This is a genomic window from Verrucomicrobiota bacterium (assembly GCA_037139415.1).
Lineage (GTDB): Bacteria > Verrucomicrobiota > Verrucomicrobiia > Limisphaerales > Fontisphaeraceae > JBAXGN01.
Window position 1 is genome coordinate 1 of the sequence record JBAXGN010000151.1, and the last position, 20383, is coordinate 20383.

The window sequence follows — 20383 nt, forward strand, 5'->3', positions numbered from 1 at the left end:
TTACCTCAAAATCCAAATCGCCGCTTGAACAAAGTTACTCTCCGGTCACACACCCTCCACATCAAACATACGTAATTCTCTCTTTAACAAGTCAAGCCAGCTTGATTAATCCGTACCGGCTCCAATTTCGGGGTCAAGGCATGCATAATGGCCAGGGCCAGCAAATAGGCCACCCCTGCCACCACGAACAACGGCACATAGCTGTGGGTGGTCTCCAAAATAACGCCGGCCGATTGTGAGAAGGCCATCGCCGCCACCGATCCGGCCATGCTGCCCAACCCCACCACCGAGGCCACCGCCCGTTGGGGAAACATATCCGAAGCCAGCGCAAATAAATTGGCCGCCCAGCCTTGGTGGGCTGCCGCCGCCAACCCAATCAGTCCGGTGGCAACCCATACTTGGGAGGCATACGCCGCAAAGGTAACTGGCACCACGCAGCAAGCGCAGACCAGCATCGCCAGTTTGCGGCTATAATTCACCGAACGTCCCCGGCGCAAAAGCGCGGAGGATAGCCAACCGCCGCCAATGCTGCCAAAGCACGTCATGGTGTAAATGACAATCAGCGGTGGTCCCAGCCGGGCGAGTTCCAAGCCGTATTGCTGATTTAAAAATTTTGGCAGCCAATACAGGTAAAACCACCAAATAGGAGAGCTAAAGGCAAAGCCGGTAATCAGCGCCCAGGTTTGCCGGTGGCCCAGCAGGCGGCACCAAGGGATTTGCGCTAGCTTGGGTTCAGGCGGATCGCTGCGAATATGCGCGAACTCAACGGCTGAGACATACGGTGATGCCTGCGGCGTGGCATACAGGGCATACCACGCCACGAGCCAGACCAAACCCAACGCGCCCAGCACGATAAACGCAGCCTGCCAGCCAAATTTATCCGCCAACCATGGGACGGTGGCTGGGGCGAGCACCGCCCCTACATTGGCACCGGAATTGAAAATCCCATTCGCCAGCGCCCGCTCCTTGCGCGGAAACCATTCCGCCACCGCTTTGACGGCCGCCGGGAAATTCCCCGCTTCACCCAGCCCCAGCGCAAACCGCGCCGCGCCAAAACCCATGACGGACCTGGCCAGCGCATGGGCCGCCGCCGCCACGCTCCAGGCGACCAAGGAAATCGCATACCCATGCCGGGTACCCACCCGGTCAATGAGCCGGCCAAAGCACAACAGGCCGATGGCATACGCGGCCTGAAAGGCGGTCACAATGTGGCCGTACTCTATTTCGTTCCAGCCAATCGCTTTTTGTAATTCCGGCGCCAGGATGCCCAGAATCTGGCGATCCATGTAATTGATGGTCGTGGCAAAAAAGAGCAATGCGCAAATCGTCCAGCGAAAATGAGACGTGGTGCGCTTTTTTGATGACTTGCTAATCATGTCGCAAAAGCATGCGAATTTACTGTGCCGGTGTCCACCAGAAAGGCGTCAAGCCGTTGGCTCGCGTGCGAACTGGCGCAAACTCGAACTGGACGATTGCCTTAAAGAACGTTTTAACTGCGGCTACCAACCAACCGCGCCGACGCCAGCACGGGTGTACGCCAACCATTCGGACAGACTTTGAATTTCGATTAAATCTTCGAGTGGCTGCCGTCGCAACAGGCGCCTTTTTGACTGTGCTTGCAACCGCAGAAATATACGGAGCCATCCTTTTCGGCGGTGAACGGCTTGGGAGCAAAACCGCTGCCACGATGTGAGCCATCGCAGAACGGCTGCTGTTTGCTGTTGCCACACGAGCACCAGTAGTAGGTTTTACCAGCCTGAACCGTCACCGGATAGGGTGCCTTCTGAGCAATGTTGGGTGTATTCATAATAATCGGTAACCATTGTTGATCGCGCCAAGGCCGGTTTATCACCAGCCATGCGACCTCAGCACCAGATACTATAGCATGCTTTCCGGGTTATAGCCAAAAGCATTCGTGCTTCCAATGGCTCGCCGACGGCCAGTTAACCTGCCAGTTCCGGCCAGAGTTGCGCGCTCATGGCCATGCCGTTGGCAAAGCAATCGAGGTCGAACTTTTCGTTGGGGGAATGCGGATTGTCATCCGGCAGACCCAACCCGAGCAACAGGGTTTCCGCGCCCAGGATTTTCTTAAAATCATTGACGATCGGGATCGAGCCGCCCTCGCGCATAATCACCGGTTCGCAACCAAAGGCGGACTTGAGGGCGCGCAATGCGGCCTGTGCCATCAGACCGGTGGGCGACACTAGGTACGGCTCGCCGCCGTGCCCTGCGGAAAATTCGAGGCGAACGGTCGGCGGACAAATCTGGCGTAGATATTTTTTGGCCAACTTCAGGATTTTCGCGGGCTGCTGTCCCGGCACGAGACGCATGGTAACTTTGGCGCTGGCCCAGGAAGGAACAATGGTCTTACTCCCCTGCCCTTGATAGCCACTGGTCAGGCCGTTGATTTCAAACGTAGGTCGGGCGTTGCGTTGTTCGTTGGCGGAAAAACCTTTTTCGCCAAACAGCGCGGGCACGCCCAGGAATTTGCGATAGGCGGCCTCGTGGAACGGCAGACGCGCCATTTGCTTGCGCTCATAGGCGGACAGCGGCTGGACGTCATCGTAAAAGCCGGGAATGGTGACACGCCCGTTCTTATCCTGTAATTGCCCCAGCAACTGGCACAAGGCCATGGCGGGATTTTTCAGTGAACCACCGTAAATGCCGGAGTGCAGATCGCGGGACGGACCCAGCAACTTGATTTCAAAGGCGGCAATGCCGCGCAACGCATAGGTCAACGCCGGATGTTTTTTATCCGGCATGCCGGTATCCGAAACCACCACGGCAGCGCAACGGAGTTCCTGTCGGCGTGCCTTCAGGAAAGGCGGCAGGTTGTTACACCCGACTTCCTCCTCGCCCTCGATGAGAAAGGTCAAATCGCACGGCAATTCGGTACCGGTTTTCAGGTAGGCTTCGACGGCATTCAAATGCGCCAGGTGCTGGCCTTTGTTATCGCTGGCACCGCGCGCAAATAAGGACTTACCCTGAATGACCGGCTCGAAGGGCGGGGTTTTCCAAAGTTCCAAAGGATCAGCCGGCTGCACATCGTAGTGGCCATAGACCACAAAGTGAGGTTTGCGCGCACCGCTCCGGCGGGGTGTACGGGCGAGGACGATAGGATTGCCGGGCGTCGTGCAGAGTTCGGTTTCCAGCCCGATTGTCTGAGCGCGATTCACCAGCCATCGGGCGCAGGCTTCGAGATCCTGCCGGTGGTCGGACTGGGCGGAAACGCTGGGGAACCGGACGTACTCGCAGAGTTCGGTGATGAACCGTTGTCGGTTTTCCTTAAGGTAAGTCGCAATGGTTTGCATAAGAGTTATCCAATAATTGTTTTGGCGGCTTTCACCAATGATCTGGCCTCGACTTGGGTGCCAATCGTGATCCGTAAATAATCCCGGACTTCCGGATAATCAAACCAGCGGACCAGCACTTTTTGATCACGCAGGCGGGTCAGCCATTCTTTGGCCGGGAACTTCGGTGGACGGGCCAGGATGAAATTGGTCTGGCTGGGCAGCACTTTGAATCCGTATATGGCCAGCGTCGCCCCCAGCCAATCACGGGTATCCACGATGCGCTGGAAATTGCCGCGATAATACGGTAAATCCTCCAGCGTGGCGACGGCGGCGGCCTGCCCCAGCCCGTTGACGTTGTAGCTGTCGCGCACCTTGTGCAAACCAGCTATAATTTCCGCATGGCCCACAAAATAACCCACGCGCTGGAAGCAGAGCGAATACGCCTTGGAAAAAGTCCGGGACACAATGACATGCGAATACTTCAGGGCAAGCGCCATGGCGTTATCTGGTGCGAAATCCACATAGGCTTCGTCCAGAATGACGATGCCGCGCTGCGCCTGGCATAGCGGCTCAAGCTCAGCCGTAGCGTATCCGCGTCCGCTGGGGGCGTTGGGCGTGGTCACAAACGTCAGCGCCGCGTCGAACTGCCATTGCTTGCCGACGCGCAGTTGTTGAGTGGAAGGCAGGCTGAAATCCGGGTTCAGCGCCACCGGATTTCGATGGGCACCATGAATATCCGCCAAGACCGGATACAACGAGTAACTGGGATTAAAATATTGGACGGTAGCTTTGGGTTCACGAACCGCCTTGCGTGCCGGTTCGACAAACGCGCGCGTAGCCAGCGCCAACAATTCATCCGAGCCGTTGCCTACGATGATCTGATCCGGCGAACAGCCATGCAGCGCCGCGAGTTTCTCCCGCAAGGCCTGGGCGAAGGGGTTAGGATACAACCGTAACCGGTTATCCACCGCCGCCTTCACGGCCTTGAGCACCTTCGGGGAAGGCGGATAGGGATTCTCGTTGGTATTGAGCTTGACGAGTCCCGCGATTTTCGGTTGTTCACCCGGCACATACGCGTGCAGCGTTTGCACCAGGGGACGCAGGAAAGAACTGGTTTTCTTCATGGACATGGTTGCCAGCAATAATTCTGATTTGACGCGACACCGCGCTTATTTCAACCGGACAGCAGCGGAATTGCCGTGCGCATCCAAGCCTTCGAGTTCCGCGAATTTCTTCACCGTCGCCAGTGAACGCTTAAGCGCGGCGCGATCGTATTCCACCACGCTGGTGCGGCGCTGGAACATATCCACGGTTAGCCCGGGGAAAGAACGTCCGGCACCACCCGTGGGGAGGGTGTGACTTGGACCGGCCAGGTAATCACCCAGAACGGTTGGTGACCAACCGCCCAGGAACAATGCACCCGCCGTCAGGATGTTCTCGGAAACCTTGCGTGGATTGCGGGTGTGTACCTCGCAGTGCTCCGGAGCGAGGGCGTTGGCCCACTCGACCCCTTGCGCCAAATCCTTGACCTGAATCAGGAACGTGTGGGTATCCAAAACACGCTGGATGAGGGCGCGACGGGAGAGCTTGGGCAGTTGCCGGGCAACTTCCTTCTCCACCGCCTTGATCACTTTGGCGGAGGGAGTCACCAGCCAGACGCGCTCGTGGCCGGAGCCGTGCTCAGCCTGGGCCAGAAGATCAGCCGCGATGAATGCCGGTTTGGCACTATCATCCGCCAGCACCAGGACTTCACTCGGCCCCGGGAGCAGGTCAATGGCCACATGCCCCACGAGGAGGCGCTTGGCGGCCACCACATAAGCATTACCCGGCCCGTAAATTTTCTGCACAGGGCGAATCGTAGAAGTACCCAGTGCCAAGGCGGCAATCGCCTGCGCGCCGCCCAACCGGTAAATCTCCGTTGCTCCGGCGCTGCACACGGCAAACAGGAGAGCGGGATTAATCTGGCCATCCTTGCCGCACGGGGTGCAGACCACGATTTCCTTGCAGCCGGCGACCTTGGCCAGCGTGATGGTCATCAGCGCCGTGGAGGCCAGCGGGGCGGTCCCGCCGGGAATGTAAATGCCCACGCGCTGGAAAGCATCGAACTTTTCGCCGACGCGTCCGCCCTGGACGTTACGGGTTTCCCAGTTGCGCCGGAGGGATTTGCGGGCAAAGGCGGCGACGTTTTTGCCAGCGATGGCAACCGCCTCGCGCAAGGCATCATCGGCGGCCAGCGAGGCCGCCATGAGTTCGGCGCTACTCACAGCCAATTGTTCGACCGTGAGCTTGGCGCCATCAAAGCGCTCGGTAAATTCCAGTAACGCGGCATCGCCCCGCGCAGCCACCGCGGCGATAATACTCCGCGCGCGCTCTTCGATGCCCGCATCAAAGAGGCTCGAAGCCGCCGTGAGCCCGGCTTTTTGACCGGCAAAATCCGCATCCGTGTATCGAATGATCTTCATGGTGATGACGCTAAGGGAAGTTGATGGGAAAGACAAGGATGGAGAGGGATGAGAAATCCGAAAACGAAAACCGCAGTGGATTCACCTGACTTTTTCCTGCTTCTTGGTAGCACGTTTATGCGCTACCCATTCCTCAACCAACGGGGCTTCACCCGGCTTGCGCTTCAACAAGCCAAAACCGCGTTCAATCACCACTGCTGTGACAGGCTTGAGCAGAATGCCATCCACAGTAGCGATGACGATGGCGCGAGTACCAGCCTCAATTTGATACTGCTTGCGCAGCCACTGCGGAATCACCACTTGGCCGTTGGTGGTGATCCGAAGTTGGAGGGAATGCGCGTCCCCCCTTTACTTGATCAACTTCAATTTGGCGGAGAACACGTAGTACAACACGGGCAGCAGCACGAGCGTCAGCACAGTGGCAAACAGCAGGCCAAAGATATGCACCGCGCACAGGGAATGCCATAGCGCACCACCCGTTAGAAACAGCGGAATCAGCCCGCCCACCGTGGCCAATACCGTCACCAGCACGGCGCGCAAGCGCACCATGCCGGCTTGCATCAAGGCTTGCTTCAGTTCCATCCCCTCCTCGCGCGCCTCCTCGATGAAGTCCGAGAGCACAATGATATGGCTGACAATGACGCCCGCCAGGCTGACGAGGCCGAGCAAGGCCATGAAACCCAATGGCGACCCGGTGATGGTCAGCCCGAAGAACGCGCCAATCAACCCCAGCGGCACCGTCAGCATCACGACGATGGATTTCATCACCGAGTTGAATTGCAGCACCATGGCCAGCGCGATCAGCGCGATGGAAATCGCCATCACCCGTTGCATGTCGCCCTGGCTCTTCTTCAATTCCTTGGCTTCACCCGCCAACTCCAGTTTGTAACCCAGCGGCAGGTCCATACCCTTGATCTCCCCTTGGGCACGCGCCAAGACCACAGACGCCAGTTCACCCACCGGCGCGTATGCCTTCACCGTTACCGTGCGCAACTGGGCGAAGTGCGAAATGGTGGCAAATTCCGGGCGCAACTCCACCTTGGCAAAGCTTTCCAGCGGGATGGATTGGCCGCGCTGATTCATCGGTTCCACGTACAGCGCGCGAATTTTATCCGCCTCGTTGCGCTCTTCCACCCGCAAGCGAATGATGACCGGCACCAAGTGATCCCCTTCGCGCAACTCCGTCACCTTGAGCCCAAAGAAGGCGGTCTGCGCCAGACGGCCAATCTGCTGGTTGCTGATGCCCAGTGTATTGGCGCGCTCCTGGTCAATGTCAATTTCCAGTGTCGGCATGCGGCGGCCCAAATCATCATGCACCCGGTACCCGCCCGCCTTGCGCAGGGTGGCCGCCACCTGGTCCGCCATCGCGCGCAAGGTGTCCAGGTCCGGCCCTTGCAGCCGAATTTGAATGGGCGCATCCACGGGCGGCCCCTGTTCCAGTGGTTTCACCACACAACGCGCACCGGCAATCTCACGGTCCAATTCCCCGCGCAAGCGGGCAATCAGCGCCGGGACCTCGCCAGCCTGCCGCGTATTGACCAACACCTGGGCGAGATATTCCGCCGGTTCTTTGGGGGCAACATTGTAATAGAAGCGCGGGGAAACGCCCCCCATGAAGACGGCGGCGGTTTCAATCTCCGGCTGCTGTTTCAGCAACCGCATGACATCCTGGCAGGTGTCGCGCGTCTGCCGCAGCGACGCCGTCGCGGGCAATTCGATATCCACCAGGAATTGATTACGCTCCGCAGGCGGGAAGAATTGTTGTTTGAGGAACGGCGCCAGCAGCAGGCTGACGGTCAGCAACCCGTACGCAAAGCCAATGGTGCGCCACGGGCGTTCCAATCCCTGTTGCAGAAAGGCGCGGTAACGCGGCATCAGCGCCACGAGGAAGCGGTCCACCGGACGAAATAGAATAAAACTGCGAATCTCGCCGCCCGATTCCAGCCCCTTCTGCCCGCGCAAAAGATGGTACCCGAGGAACGGCACAAACGTCATGGACACCAGGCGGGAGGCCGCCAGCGCCAGCGTCACCACCACCGGCAGCGCCAGGATGAATGCCCCGGTGTCCCCGGGAATCGTAGCCAGCGGCAGGAAGGCCAGAATATTGATGATGGTGCCGAACAGGATGGGCCGCCGCAGCCGGAACGGTCCCAGCCACGCGGCCCGGCTGCGCGGCACCCCCGCGGCCATTTCCCGGTTGATACCGTCGGACGCCACCACGGGATCATCCACCAACATGCCCAGCGCCATGATCAGGGCGGCGATGGAAATCTGGTGGAGCGGCACGCCAAACACCCACATCCCGGCCAGGGTCATCGCCACCGTCAGGGGAATTGCCAGCGCCACCACGAGCGCCGAGCGCCATTCCATGAGGAACAGGGAAACCACAATCACAATCAGCACCGCCTCGAGGAAGCAGCGCATGAATTGATGCACCCGGGCGGACACCGCTTTCGGCTGGTTGGAGATGGTCTGGATTTCCACCCCGTCCGGCAGTTGTTCCTTGAATTGTTGCAGCGCCTGGCTAACCTGTTGGTCAAAGCTCCCAATGATCTGGCCATCCTTCATTTCCACCGCCAGCAGCACCGACCGCTGTTGCGCGATCCCCTGCCCTGCGCGTCCGCGCTTCAATATATCCACGCTATAGCTGATCGGGTTCTCATAGCCGCGCCGCACGTCGAAGATATCGCGCAAATAACTGGCCTGGCCTTCCTGGTTCACGCCCACGATGGTGCCCAGTAGCTCTTTCTCGGTGCGAAATTCCCCGGAGAGCAGCACGGGGAAATTCTGCCCCTCAGTGCGGAAGGTGCCGCTCGGCACAATCGCGTTGCGCGCCCCGATGAAATTCATCACCTGGTCGGAAGTCAACTGGTAGCCACGCACATTCGCGGCGGAGAAATAAAGATAGACCGCCTCCTGCACGGTGCCGATCTTGCGCACCCGCCCCACGCTGCCGATCTGCTTCAGCTCATCCTCCAGCTTTTCCGCCAGAATTTCCAATTGCCGATACCCGTAGCGAAACAACCCGGCAGAACGGATGGCGCCCAAGGGCGGTTCATCGCCGATCAGGATGATGGGCTCACTGACATCGGGATGCTGCTCGAAATCGGTGCCGGCCAACTGGCGCACAAACCGGCTCAGCGTGCGGGCGATTTCCTGTTTGCTGGCGGGCGTGGCAAAATCCACCAGGATATAGGACCAGCCAAGGTCGGTGCGGATATCCGTCCCCACATTTTTGCTGGCCAGGAACTGCGCGAACTTGCGCGCCAGCACCGTGCGATACGTATCCGATACGGCAGGTGGAAAAAACGCCAACACGGCGGCACGATTGGTCGCCGACAACCCTTGCCGCAAGACCGCCAGCCGATCCTGAATCAGATGCGCGCGCGCCAGGCATTCGCCTTCACTGATGCGGGGGCTGGTCAGGGCGTACAGCAACGTCACCGTATTCCCATAATCCGTATCCAACCACGGCTGGTCACACCCCTCGGGCAGGGCCACCTCCTTGAGCTTGGCGCGCAATTTATCCCACTCCTGGGAAATGACCGCTTGCGCGGCAGGCCGCTGCGACACGGTGATCACCGATACCCCCATGCGCGACTGCGACTTGATTTCGTCCACGGATTCCAACTCCGTGACCTTCTGTTCGAGTTTCTTGGTCACCAACTGCTCCACCTTGCTGGCGTTGGCCCCCGGAAACCGCGTCACCAACATCGCCACGCGCTCGGGAATTTTGGGATCCTCCTGCTGCGCCAGATTGCGGAACGACAACCAGCCCCAGATCAGCACCGAAAACAGGCACAACCAGCTCACCTCGCGGTGCTCCACGAAGAACTGGGCCAGGCCGCCCGACTCAATCTGCTGCTTGTGCGATTGCATGGCGGTGGTTTATTTCTGGAACGGATCAGAGAACGGCTTGGCCACCACCTTCGCGCCGGGGTACAGCGTGCTCGCGCCGGTCACCACCACCTGGTCATTCGTGCTCAAGCCACTCGTCACAATGATGGAACTCCCCACCAGATCGCCCGTTTCCACCGGCAATTCCTGCGCCTGCTGATTACGCACCACATAGACCGAGAGCGGCGGTTGGCCCGCCATCTTGCGGGTCGGCGGCACCAGCGCGGAAATCGGCACCAACAACGCATTCTTGGGCACCGCCCGGGATAACCCGATGGGGACCTGCGCCGTCATGCCAGATTTGAGGATGCCCTTGGGATTCTTCACCTTGATGACCACCTTGAACAAACGGGCCTCGCTCTTGGCCGCCACGCCCACTTCCGACACCACACCCTCGAACGGCGGCGAACCTTCCAGGGCCACAATCTTTACCGGCACCCGGTTGCCCGTCTGGAACCGCCCCACCAGCGTATCCGGCACCCCCAACTCCACCGACATCGTCCGCATATCCGCCACCCGCAACACCGGCCGCCCGAAACTGATCGTCTCCCCCAAATTGACATAGCGGGCCAGGATGGTGGCATCGAACGGCGCCACCAGCGTCGAGTTGGTCAACGCCTGCCGCGTTTGTTCCAGCGAGGCATCCGCCGAACGCCGATTGGCCAGCGCGGTATCATACTCCTGCTGCGACACCGCCTTGGTCTCCCACAACTCCTTGGTCCGTAAAAAGGTCGAACTCGCCAGGTCCGTCTTGGCCTGGGAGATTTTCATTTCATTCAAGAAATCCTCCTGCCGCAATTGCGCCAGGACTTCCCCGCTCTTCACCACGTCCCCCTCGCGCCAATCATTCGTGATCCCCTTGCGCCCGATCAACCCCACCATGCCGCCCACCTTGAAACTCAAATCCGTCTCCTGATCCCCATGCACCCCGGCAATATACTCCGGCCCCAACCCGCGCTGATCCGCCTCCAGAACCACCGGTGCGGTGTAGCGCACCACCAACGTCTCGACTTGCGGCACCGCCTCCTTCTGGCAACCGCTGCCCAGCGACAATAATAGAATCAAACCAATCCAGTGGGTCACGCTCCGCGGACAACCGCGGGCTTTGCCGCACCGGCGACGCCGTGCCAGCCAAAGTATCCTTCTCATAAATAGTCCAGGCTGGGACTCCAGCCCTGATGCCGGTATTTACCGTCAAAGGCGCGCGCAAGTAAATCAAATTTGCTTGGATTTGCCCAAACTCCAGTGCGCACCGCCGGGAAAATTCCGCATTCCGCACTCCGCAATCCGAATTTGAGAGTTCCGCAATCCGCAATTATGGGCCGCACGCACTTATAGTTCATCCAAAGTTATTCACCGGCGGCGAGAAAAGCCTCTGCTGGCTCTCTCGCAGCCGCCGGTGAACAACTTTGGCGGCGGTCAAAAAATGTGTTGTGCAAAACCCATCCTTTTGCTCATAAGAAATCATGAGCACGCAGGGTCCGGAAGACGAATTCCGCACTCCAACGTTTCGACGTTTGTTTGGAGATTCTCGCTCTGTGACCCTGCGCCTTGTCGCCAAGGAACCCTCAGAACCTTTCGCCTGTCCGCCTCCACGCGGCAGCGACGAACCTCTATAAGTGCTTCCATCCGGCAGGGACGGCGTGCTCAACCCAACCGCAACCTCAACCGCTAACCTGTATGAACCCGATCGCAACTCATTTCGCCGCAACGATCGGCCTGGATTGGGCTGATCAAAAGCACGACCTGTGGGTCCGTCCGTCCGACGGGTCCAAGGCCGAACACCTCCGCCTAGAACAAACCCCCGAGGCCCTGCACGCGTGGGTGGCCAAACTGCGAAAGCGCTTTGCCAACCAGCCCGTGGCCCTGGGCATCGAAACCTCCCGCGGCCCGGTTCTCTCAGCCCTCCTGGCCTACGATTTCCTGGTCATTTTTCCGGTCAATCCCAAAGCCTTGAAGGACTACCGTGCGGCCTTCGCGGTCAGCGGAGCCAAGGACGACCGCACTGACGCCCAACTGCTGGAGGAATTCATCCGCCTGCATCGCGACAAACTTCAGGCGCTGGAGCCGGATACCGAGTTGACGCGCAAGCTCGCTGGGCTGGTCGAAAACCGCCGCCGTTTGGTGGACGAGCGCACCCGCTTGGTCAACCACTTGCACAGCACCTTGAAAACCTATTACCCACTGGCGGAGACCCTGCTGGGCAGCGCGCTGAACCAACCGCTGGCGGCCGACTTCCTGGGCCGTTGGCCAGACCTGGAAAGTTTGCAGCAGGCGGGCGACAAAGCGCTGCGCGCCTTCTTTTATAAGCATAACAGCCGCAGCCCCAAGAAAATGGAGCAGCGACTGGCCGCCGTGCAAACGGCCAAGGCCTTGACCACGGATAGGGCGCTCATCACGCCGGCCCGGCTGCTGGTGGCTGCCCTGGCCAGCATGCTCAAGCCGCTCCACAAAGCCATCGCGCTCCTGGAGCAGGAAATCACCCACGCGATGGATCAGCATCCCGACGCCGCGATCTTCCGCAGCTTTCCGGGGGCGGGTCCGGCGCTGGCACCCCGGCTGCTGGTCGCCTTTGGCACGAACCGTGACCGCTTCGCCAGCGCCGCCGAGGTAGCACAGTTCTACGGGCTGGCCCCCGTCGTGATCCAGAGTGGCAACACCAAAACGACGCACATGCGCCACCGCTGCCCCAAGTTTGGCCGGCAGTCCTTCCACGAAAACGCTGGCTGCGCCGCCAAGCAGGAGCCGTGGTCCCGGGGGTATTATCAACAGCAACGCGAGCGCCACAAGGACAAGCATCACCAAGCCTGCCGCGCGCTGGCCTACAAACTCATCCGGATCTATTTCGCGTGTTGGAAACATCGCACGCCCTATGACGCCGACCACTACCTTCAGGCCTTGGCGAAACACGGCAGTCCGCTCTACACCAAACTCCAAAACCAAAATCCAACTAAACCCGATGGGGAATAACTTTGAAATTTTATTTGACGGAATAACTCAGAACTCTCCAAAATCGGTGACGGCGCGAATTACAGATTGTGTGTTGTTATGGCCGAACCCCGTTTCCGAGGATTCCGCCCTGAAGTTTCATTACTAAAAATCAGAACCAATCGGCATAAAAAGCTTGGAATAGAGTGATAGATTTGAACTGATGCCTGAAACGAAAATCATCACTTGCGGCAGACGAGCGTTTCCGCTTTCACGGTCTTGTTTGGTGACATCCTTGCGATACCAGGCGGCCTGGTAAAACGGCAGAGCCGAGAAATTCGTCGGATCATGTTTTAGACTGCCACAAGTGACTTGGCTAAATTCGATCGAATGGAAGTTCTTCTCCTGATGTCCTTGAAGGATGAAATAATTCCGGGCCAACGCCAAGGCGGTAGTCTCGTTTAACATATTTGTTCTGGCACTCCATTCCTTCACAACTTCCGGACGATCGAGCCGATTGAGGATGCGGATAACACTTGGATCAAGACATTTATAGCCTCTGATCTCCACGCGATTGGTTTCCATGATGAACTCAAATGCATGTTTTTTTTCCAGCATCATCCTAGCGAAGGCGGCAGGGCGATTTGAAAAGAACTCCACTTCGTGATGATTAATCTTATTGGTGGGGAAATTAGCGTCATAAGGCAACCCATTCCGCTGGATAAAGGCGCGTACTCGTGGAATCATTTCATTGTTGAAAAACAATTCCTCGCGCTCTCCACCGGCGAGAACAATGGCACCAATAAACAACAGCCCGAGAATGACGCTATTAAACTTCATTATTCCCCCCAAGTTAGTAATTGACTCCCGTAAATTGATAGAAAACCTGCACCATGTATACCCGGATACTGGACGTCAGCGATATTGATAGCTTCATTAAGATAAACATCGTAGTCATCGCCGGTGCCGCCTATCCAATAGTCCAAGAACTTGCTTGACCAATGAAGAAAATCGCTGTTGGCGATACTGTTTTGGGTAGTAGTTCCCCACCCCATAAATGCCCGTTTCTTTTTGTGGTATTGTGTATAAACTGATCCTGAACTTTGTCTGGGAATGCCAAAGGCATTCGGGAAATTCCCGGTTCCGCTTAAACAACCATCCAAAAAGACAAAGCGAAACGGTTTACGTAATTCCCATACCACCCGAGGATTCTTTGGATTCCCAAATGGCCGGACAATATTCGTAAGTGCTGCGGCAATTTGGCTGGCTTTTAATCCGGTGGTAGATGTGTACTCCGAAAAACCGATGGCGTTGCCGCTGCTATGGCCATGATGATAAAAATCCCTGACCTCAGGACGGCTTAAATCGTTGAGGAGCACGGGATAATCATTGGTATATTGAAGCAACGTCGTCGAGGAACCATAAACTCCGCGTCCATTATTTCCCAACTCAGCATCAGCGGCGGTCACTTTGGTGGCCATTTGGCTCTCCATCGTGGCCAAAACTGCATTGAAGGTATAGCCAATTAACGTTGACTTGTATCTTTGCCGTGCAATGATTATTTGTCCGCTGGACCAAGCCTGCTCACGCCAAACAACCACAATCGTTACTGGCCCACCACCGCCGCCATTCCCATACTCCGCCGCCACGATTTGAACCGGCGCCATCCATCGTTTTACCGGGGTGGTTTTTTTGGTTATTATTGGTAAGTCCGGAAGCGGCGGCATTAGAATTGAACTTTGCTTGTGGTTTAATTTTCGGGTCGGAAGTGAGATTGGCAAATCTTCGGTTACTTCAACAGGCTCTTGAACCACTTCATACTCCAGCACCCCATAATTATTAACCCTGGATGCCAGAATTTTTGCTGTACTGTGGTTTATCTTCAACACCGTGGTATTTTGCATCGCCATCAGGGTTTCTGTCGTGCCCAAGGACAGCGTAATTTGATAGCCGGCATTTTCCGGGGCCGCCACTGCATTATTGTCGGTTCCATCCCAATTGGTGCTTATGGTGCCATCAATTGTGTAACCCGAAAAAGTTCGGACAACCGTCCCTGATTCATCTTCCACCGATACCGTCCAGTTGGTTGGAAACACGTCTGAATAGGCGTCTATGGGTACATACGTTTCAAAGGACACATCCGGCTCCAGCCAGCGCAGAACATTCTGGAACTCCACCGTAATGGTTTCTGAAAACGCCTCGTTGGCCATGACTCCCGTATCAGGATCACCTCCCAAATATGAAATCCCCGCGTTATCCGCTGCCCGTGCCACCAGCGTATGCAAGCCGTTGGTATAATGCGTGGTGTCCAGAAAGAACCTTGGCATTCCTTCAGTAACAGTCCCTAACAGCCATCCATCCAGATAAAGACTCACCTGGCTCAATCGGCTGTCATCTTGCGCAGCGATATAGACATCCACCTCGCCGCTGAGTACCTGCGAATTGGTCAAGTCGAGAATCCGAACGCTGGGGATGCCGGAGTTTTGAGTCCAGACCTGATGCAGTTTAAAAATGCTAAATGGCGTATTCGTGATCGTTCCCTCCAACAAGGTATTGGTCGAGTCCGCAACAATTTCCGGACTGACCGGCTGCCAAGTTGCGAAAACATCATAATTGGTGGTGCCAAGCACCTGATACGCCGTGTCTGGCTCGCTGTTCCATTCGATTCGCAAAATATTGTTAGTTTGCAAAGAAACGCGCAGTTGGGTGCGATCTTGGGCACACAAGCTAGGCGCCATGATTAATAGCCCTAGCGCAATACCCTTCACTATGCCAGATCGTTTACATGTTGGTTTCATAAGATGGATTATTAGAGATTCCTGCCTGTGTTTTTATATGCCTCGAATTCACGATATTAAATTTTTAGTACTGGCTCATGGAATAGACGGTAACTTACCGTGCTTTGCCGTCAAGCGCCAAATGACTCCAACCCGCCATGATTCGTCAACTGCCACCGTGCGCCAAGTTCATATCGCAATCCACAATCTGCATTCCGCAATTATTGGCCCCGCCTAGCCGCACGTACTCCAAAATCAGTGATGGCGCTAATTACAGACTGTGCGTTGTTATGGTCGAACCCCGTTTCCAAATCAATCATGCGTTGCTTTAATTAATCCACTGTCAATTAGCGGCTTAAGGATATCCACCAAACTTGATACGGGCTTATCAATAATATCCGCAATCTCTAGCAGAGTTCGCGTTCCATCACAGTAGGAGATTAAGTTCATCATCGTCCTAACTTGAGCACCTGACTCCTTTGTGCTTAGAGTCGGGTAAAGCCCCCGTTTCCCAAGTTGCGGTTCACAAAAAACCGTGGTCTTCAAGCGGACGTTATTTTCTACAACAGTGATGGCCTGGCGCAGCGCGTTGAATCCCCCCTCCAGGCCACTAGCGGTAACCAAAAAAAGGTCATCCAGCGAGGTATGATACTCGGGGTATTTCCCGTATGCACTGCGCATTATAGTAGCGATAGGAAGATCAACTCCAGGAGCGCAATACTGTCGCTCATCGCTGCCGCGATCCAACCATGTATAGCGCTTGAATTCCGGAGCAATATGTTTAAGCACGTGGAGTGCTGCCCGATCCGAGAGAGTGTTTCCGGCCCGTGAGGGCAGGTAGGAATAACAACGATCATCACCAACGCAGGTGATATTGAATCCTGCCACAACATGGCGCTTAATTTGATCCATGTTCCGGCTCAGGTACACAATTGAGCCAATGGTTTCAGGGATGAAAACGAGCCGATAGGTGTAATGCCGGTGCTCTATCGATGCCAGCCAACGTGCCAAAGCGACGGTCACAACCGGGCCAGAAAGCTCATTGTTCGCCATTGAGGGATGACAGACGTAAGTCGAGATCAATACCTCCTGCTTGCTTTGTCCCAGCAAGATCAGTTCTGCGTAATTCAACACACCTGGCTTTAGCTCCGAATCAATTACCGCACGGTAAACACCGGGTTTCATGGTTTGGCGCTGTTTGTGAGTCAAACAAAAACCCCAACGCCGAGTGTAGTACGAAGTGATATAGGGTATTGCGTTTGGCTGATCAGGCAGGGAATACATATGCCTATTGAGTTCGTCCAAATCAACCAACTTATCAACCGGCTCGGAGTAACCCACAACGTGTAGGTTGTTGGTTTTGAAATCCACAAGACGATGACCAGCTTCGTCACCAATATACGCATCTCGAATTGTCCACTCATCGGGAACCGTCCAATCAAAGGCCTTGGTACCAGAAGCTACCTCATGCACCTGTAGGTTTGGTAAGTACTTACCGATGCAAGTGAGGGTTTCACGAACACCAGAACCGGTCAGGCTTCGGCAAATCGGAAAAAGAGTCCGTGCTAATTCATGGCAGAACTTTCCGATATTCTCGATGGGAGGAGGTTCTTTAAGAAACACTTTACTGGATTTCATACAACAGACCTTTCGCCGCACCTTGATTTAGCACAGTTGCAACTTCATTGAATATTCTCCCTGCTGAGATTACACGAAAACCACAGCCTTCCTTCGGTCTAAAACCCGTGTAAAGTCCCTTCTGCCAAAGAAGTTCACCCATAGGATCGACATGCGTAAGCACCCCTTTTTCAATATTGCGCACAAATAAGCCAAAGGTTTTTTCCGACATAATTCCATCTTCATCAATATACTGCCCAGTAAAAGTTTTGTGGTAGCGATATGGTGCATTCAAGCTTTCTTCCACGTAGTGGTAGAAGGTCATGCTATTCTGGTCGGGGAGGTCTAACACGCCAATCTTCCCGTTGAGGCGGTGCAGCATACCAAACGGCGAATCATGCCCATAGCCACTGAAATTTTTTAATCCACGAAACATGTCGGCTTGTTTTCCGATAACAGCGAACGAGTAGATTGGGTGTCCAGTTCGAACTACACCCGGCCACAAGCGCCCCGCTTCTGTTAGCGCCCCCATCTCACTTGGTGACTTGTGAATGTCAAATGTGACACCCTTGGTAAAGTCAAAATTGAACAACGGCAGAAGCAGAGTTCCAGACTCCCCAAGCGCTTCAAGAAAACTTGTGATAACCAAGTTTGCGCTAACTTCACCGCCGATCTTGGCAACCCGCCGCAGAGTACGGCTAATGGTACTGTGTACCAATAAGGTATCTCCCTCAGTTACGCCTGCGGTGCGCCAATCGTCTGCTAGTCGCTTTACAGCTTCCTTATTCATGCTTTTTCTCGTTGCGTGGATTGGATAAGTTATCGTGCATCTAATTTACAATCTGGAATTACCTCTTTCACTCTAGCCTCGCATCTAGCAAGTACTTTATCCATGCTTTCCTCAGCTGCACTAAAATGAAAAAGACCCGAATCAATTATCCCAAATAAAAAGCCGACGTAATGGTTCTGCTGGATTTCAATAATGCAGATTTTGCATCGCAACTTTGTGTTTGAGGCCGATTGACCTTCCTTCAATAATACGATTTTGTGTTTATTCATAAAATGTTCCAGGGAAGCACTACGCCTCCTGTCGTGCGACTTGCCGCAATTCATTTCGATATATTACCACACGATTTTAGTGTAGTTCACGTTTCGTCTATCTAACTCCTCCTCAATGGCACAGGCTTGCTCTTGGATGTCGTGAAACACTCGCACACCATACGGCCGGTGTTCAGCGACAGTAATTCCATCATCAACTCTCAGGGCCTCGGCAATGGCGTCATATAGTTTCAGCAACATTGGAGCTGTCATTTTTTCGTATTTCATTTTTTTGTTCAGTTGTTTAGTTTATACTTAAGTAAAAATTGGCTGGTTTACACCCTTCTCATCGCCTGGAGCGTAGCGTTCAAGGTATTGATGACGGTACCGACTTCCCATTGGGACGGGGGATCGCTGGCGGTGATTTCCAGCATCCCCACGCTGTTGGTGCTGGCGCTGCTGTTGTTGAGGACGCCGTTGATGGCGTCACTGAGTTGTTGTTGGGTGACGCAGCCGCTGGCTTCCAACGCGTCCAGCCGCGCGTTCAGGGCCGCCACCATGGCCACCACGGCGTTGAATTGGTCGCGGAGTTCTGCCGCCGAGGCCAGGGATTCGTCGGCGGGCTTGGAAGGATCGAAAGGCATAATAAAAAAGGATTAAGGATTAAGGATTAAGGATAAAAAAGACCAAGTTCTAAATCCTTCATCATACCACTACGGTTTCCTTTTCCTCACTCGGCAGGCTTTCGCCGGTTTCATTGACGGCGGTGACGCGGAGTTTCACGGTCTTGCCGGTGGGCAGGCTGGTGATGCGCACGTCGCTGGTGTCGCGGTTGAGGAGGTGGCGGAATTCGGTATCCACGTCCATGACCTGAATGTAGATGCGGTAGTAGTTGGCGCGGCGGGAGTCGGGCCAATCGGCCAGGAGCACGCCGGGGCCGTCGGTGGTGACGATGAGGTTTTCGGGCACCTCGGGCAGATCGGGCGCACCGGGCTGGTCCAGGCCAAAGGCGTCCCAGCGCGGGTCCAGCGGGTCGAGCAATTGGTTGAGTTCCGAGATCAGGCCGCGCATGCGCACGCGCAGTTTATCCATGGAAGCGTCGCGGGTGGCGCGTTTTTGCCCGGTGGTCATGATGCCCTGGTGCCAGGCGTCGCGGGCGTTGGAGATGGCGGTGAAGAGGGCACCGGCCTTGGCGGCGGTGATTTCCAGCGGGGCGTTTTCGTGCGTGGGGTTGGCGGTGAAGTAGATTTGCAGCGTGGCGCAGAGGCGGGCGCGTTTTTCCTGGTTGCCGGGAACGGCGGTGCAGCTATCGGGCCAGCCGGTGGCCTGCCAGCTTTGCCCCCAGTGTTCGCCAAAACGCTGGGCCAGCACGGCACGGGCGGCCTTGATAAAGGCGCGCGCGTTGGAATCCGCAATGCGGATGTTGGCGCTCAGGGTCTTTTTATTCGTCTTGGCGGCATCATAGATGCCGGAGTCGGTGCTGGCGGTGGCCATGTCCAGGCGCAGCGCGGCTTCGGTGTTTTGTTTGACGCCAATCGCGGTCTCCAGCAAGTGCAGACCGTCGGCCATGTCTTCGGACAGAATGAAGACCTGGCTGTTATTGTTGGGGATGGGGGTGTTTGACATACGTTTAACTTTGGTTTTCAGGATTAGGTTTTCGGGTTCGTCGTAGTGGAATCGGCCCCAGAGGCCGTGACCGTAGCGCATGTGTTTGAGGTGCGGTTGTTGATGGTTGAGGAATTATGGGACAGACGCGGAAAGCGTTCAAAAGGGGGAAATTCCGCCGGGACACGCCAGAAAACCGTTTTTGGGCGGTCCGGCAGGTTTTGGCGCACCAAAAAACGGTTTTTGGGAGGGACAATAGGTTTTGGCGCACCGCGCAAGCGTTTTCCAAGGCTCCAGAATATTCTGGTGGACCAAAAAACGGTTGCGCGGTGGTCCAGAAAGTTTTGGCGGACCAAAAAACGGTTTTCTGATGCTCCGAAAAGTTTTTGCCCACCCAAAAAGGCTTTTGCGGTGCTCCGGAATTTTCCGGCGGTCTGGAAAACGGTTGCGCGGTGGGCCGGAATGTTTTTCCCCGCCCAAAAACGGTTTTTTGGTGCGCCGCGACACGTTTTCGGGTCAAAAAACGGTTTTTTGGTGCGCCAAAAACGGTTGGCGGGTTGGAAAACGGGTTTTGAGTGGCTTGAATTGCAGTTACTTGCGCAAAAATGGCGCGGCGGGAGGGAAAAGGCTGGGGATAGGTTAGAGCCTCATGACTTCGGCTCCTACCGGGGACGGATGGCGCGGTCAGGCGCTCAGTTGGGCGTTGGTTGGCTTGGGCGTTGGTTGGCTTGGGCGTTGGTTGGCTTGGGCGTTGGTTGGCTTGGGC

The 20383-nt window shown here is 56.0% G+C and carries 17 protein-coding genes; 1 reads left to right on the forward strand and 16 read right to left on the reverse strand.

Features of this window, described 5'->3' with window-relative positions:
- Nucleotides 1–83 precede the first annotated feature (83 nt).
- The 8 genes from WCO56_21885 to WCO56_21920 form a co-directional block, all read right to left on the reverse strand.
- Nucleotides 84–1376 carry an MFS transporter gene (locus WCO56_21885; GenBank protein MEI7732242.1) on the reverse strand — a complete coding sequence of 431 codons (1293 nt, stop codon included), beginning with the start codon at nucleotides 1374–1376 and terminating at the stop codon, nucleotides 84–86.
- A 191-nt stretch (nucleotides 1377–1567) separates the two neighbouring features.
- The gene (locus tag WCO56_21890) at nucleotides 1568–1807 is read right to left on the reverse strand and encodes a CDGSH iron-sulfur domain-containing protein (GenBank protein ID MEI7732243.1); all 240 of its coding nucleotides are present in this window, start codon (nucleotides 1805–1807) and stop codon (nucleotides 1568–1570) included.
- 136 nt (nucleotides 1808–1943) lie between these two features.
- On the reverse strand, nucleotides 1944–3311 hold the full coding sequence (locus tag WCO56_21895) for a dipeptidase (GenBank protein ID MEI7732244.1): 1368 nt from the start codon (nucleotides 3309–3311) through the stop codon (nucleotides 1944–1946).
- A gap of 5 nt (nucleotides 3312–3316) precedes the next feature.
- Complete coding sequence (hisC, locus tag WCO56_21900) at nucleotides 3317–4417, reverse strand: histidinol-phosphate transaminase (GenBank protein ID MEI7732245.1); 1101 nt, start codon at nucleotides 4415–4417, stop codon at nucleotides 3317–3319.
- A 45-nt stretch (nucleotides 4418–4462) separates the two neighbouring features.
- Nucleotides 4463–5755, reverse strand: a complete 1293-nt coding sequence (gene hisD, locus WCO56_21905) for a histidinol dehydrogenase (protein ID MEI7732246.1) — start codon at nucleotides 5753–5755, stop codon at nucleotides 4463–4465.
- An 81-nt stretch (nucleotides 5756–5836) separates the two neighbouring features.
- Nucleotides 5837–6073 carry an AbrB/MazE/SpoVT family DNA-binding domain-containing protein gene (locus WCO56_21910; protein MEI7732247.1) on the reverse strand — a complete coding sequence of 79 codons (237 nt, stop codon included), beginning with the start codon at nucleotides 6071–6073 and terminating at the stop codon, nucleotides 5837–5839.
- A gap of 30 nt (nucleotides 6074–6103) precedes the next feature.
- Entirely contained in the window at nucleotides 6104–9634 is a 3531-nt protein-coding gene (locus tag WCO56_21915) for an efflux RND transporter permease subunit (GenBank protein MEI7732248.1), read from the reverse strand.
- A gap of 9 nt (nucleotides 9635–9643) precedes the next feature.
- A complete protein-coding gene (locus WCO56_21920; protein ID MEI7732249.1) occupies nucleotides 9644–10735 on the reverse strand; it encodes an efflux RND transporter periplasmic adaptor subunit in 1092 nt (363 codons plus the stop codon).
- Between the two features lie 597 nt (nucleotides 10736–11332).
- Here WCO56_21920 and WCO56_21925 point away from each other — a divergent pair.
- Entirely contained in the window at nucleotides 11333–12622 is a 1290-nt protein-coding gene (locus WCO56_21925; protein MEI7732250.1) for an IS110 family transposase, read from the forward strand.
- A gap of 123 nt (nucleotides 12623–12745) precedes the next feature.
- Here the strand turns inward: WCO56_21925 and WCO56_21930 are convergent, their stop codons facing one another.
- The 8 genes from WCO56_21930 to WCO56_21965 all read right to left on the reverse strand — a co-directional run bounded on the left by WCO56_21930 (nucleotide 12746) and on the right by WCO56_21965 (nucleotide 19638).
- Nucleotides 12746–13420, reverse strand: a complete 675-nt coding sequence (locus tag WCO56_21930; protein ID MEI7732251.1) for a hypothetical protein — start codon at nucleotides 13418–13420, stop codon at nucleotides 12746–12748.
- On the reverse strand, nucleotides 13420–15378 hold the full coding sequence (locus tag WCO56_21935; GenBank protein ID MEI7732252.1) for an Ig-like domain-containing protein: 1959 nt from the start codon (nucleotides 15376–15378) through the stop codon (nucleotides 13420–13422). Before WCO56_21935 ends, WCO56_21930 begins: the two co-directional genes overlap by 1 nt.
- A 291-nt stretch (nucleotides 15379–15669) precedes the next feature.
- Nucleotides 15670–16995, reverse strand: a complete 1326-nt coding sequence (locus tag WCO56_21940) for a DUF4910 domain-containing protein (protein ID MEI7732253.1) — start codon at nucleotides 16993–16995, stop codon at nucleotides 15670–15672.
- A complete protein-coding gene (locus tag WCO56_21945) occupies nucleotides 16982–17764 on the reverse strand; it encodes an AAC(3) family N-acetyltransferase (protein ID MEI7732254.1) in 783 nt (260 codons plus the stop codon). The genes WCO56_21940 and WCO56_21945 overlap by 14 nt, the downstream gene beginning before the upstream one ends.
- A 29-nt stretch (nucleotides 17765–17793) precedes the next feature.
- Entirely contained in the window at nucleotides 17794–18033 is a 240-nt protein-coding gene (locus WCO56_21950) for a hypothetical protein (protein MEI7732255.1), read from the reverse strand.
- Nucleotides 18034–18096: 63 nt separating this feature from the next.
- The gene (locus WCO56_21955) at nucleotides 18097–18300 is read right to left on the reverse strand and encodes a hypothetical protein (protein ID MEI7732256.1); all 204 of its coding nucleotides are present in this window, start codon (nucleotides 18298–18300) and stop codon (nucleotides 18097–18099) included.
- 47 nt (nucleotides 18301–18347) lie between these two features.
- Nucleotides 18348–18656 carry a hypothetical protein gene (locus WCO56_21960; protein ID MEI7732257.1) on the reverse strand — a complete coding sequence of 103 codons (309 nt, stop codon included), beginning with the start codon at nucleotides 18654–18656 and terminating at the stop codon, nucleotides 18348–18350.
- Nucleotides 18657–18717: 61 nt separating this feature from the next.
- Nucleotides 18718–19638: a fibronectin type III domain-containing protein gene (locus tag WCO56_21965; GenBank protein MEI7732258.1), complete on the reverse strand. Its 921-nt coding sequence runs from the start codon at nucleotides 19636–19638 to the stop codon at nucleotides 18718–18720.
- Nucleotides 19639–20383 lie beyond the last annotated feature (745 nt).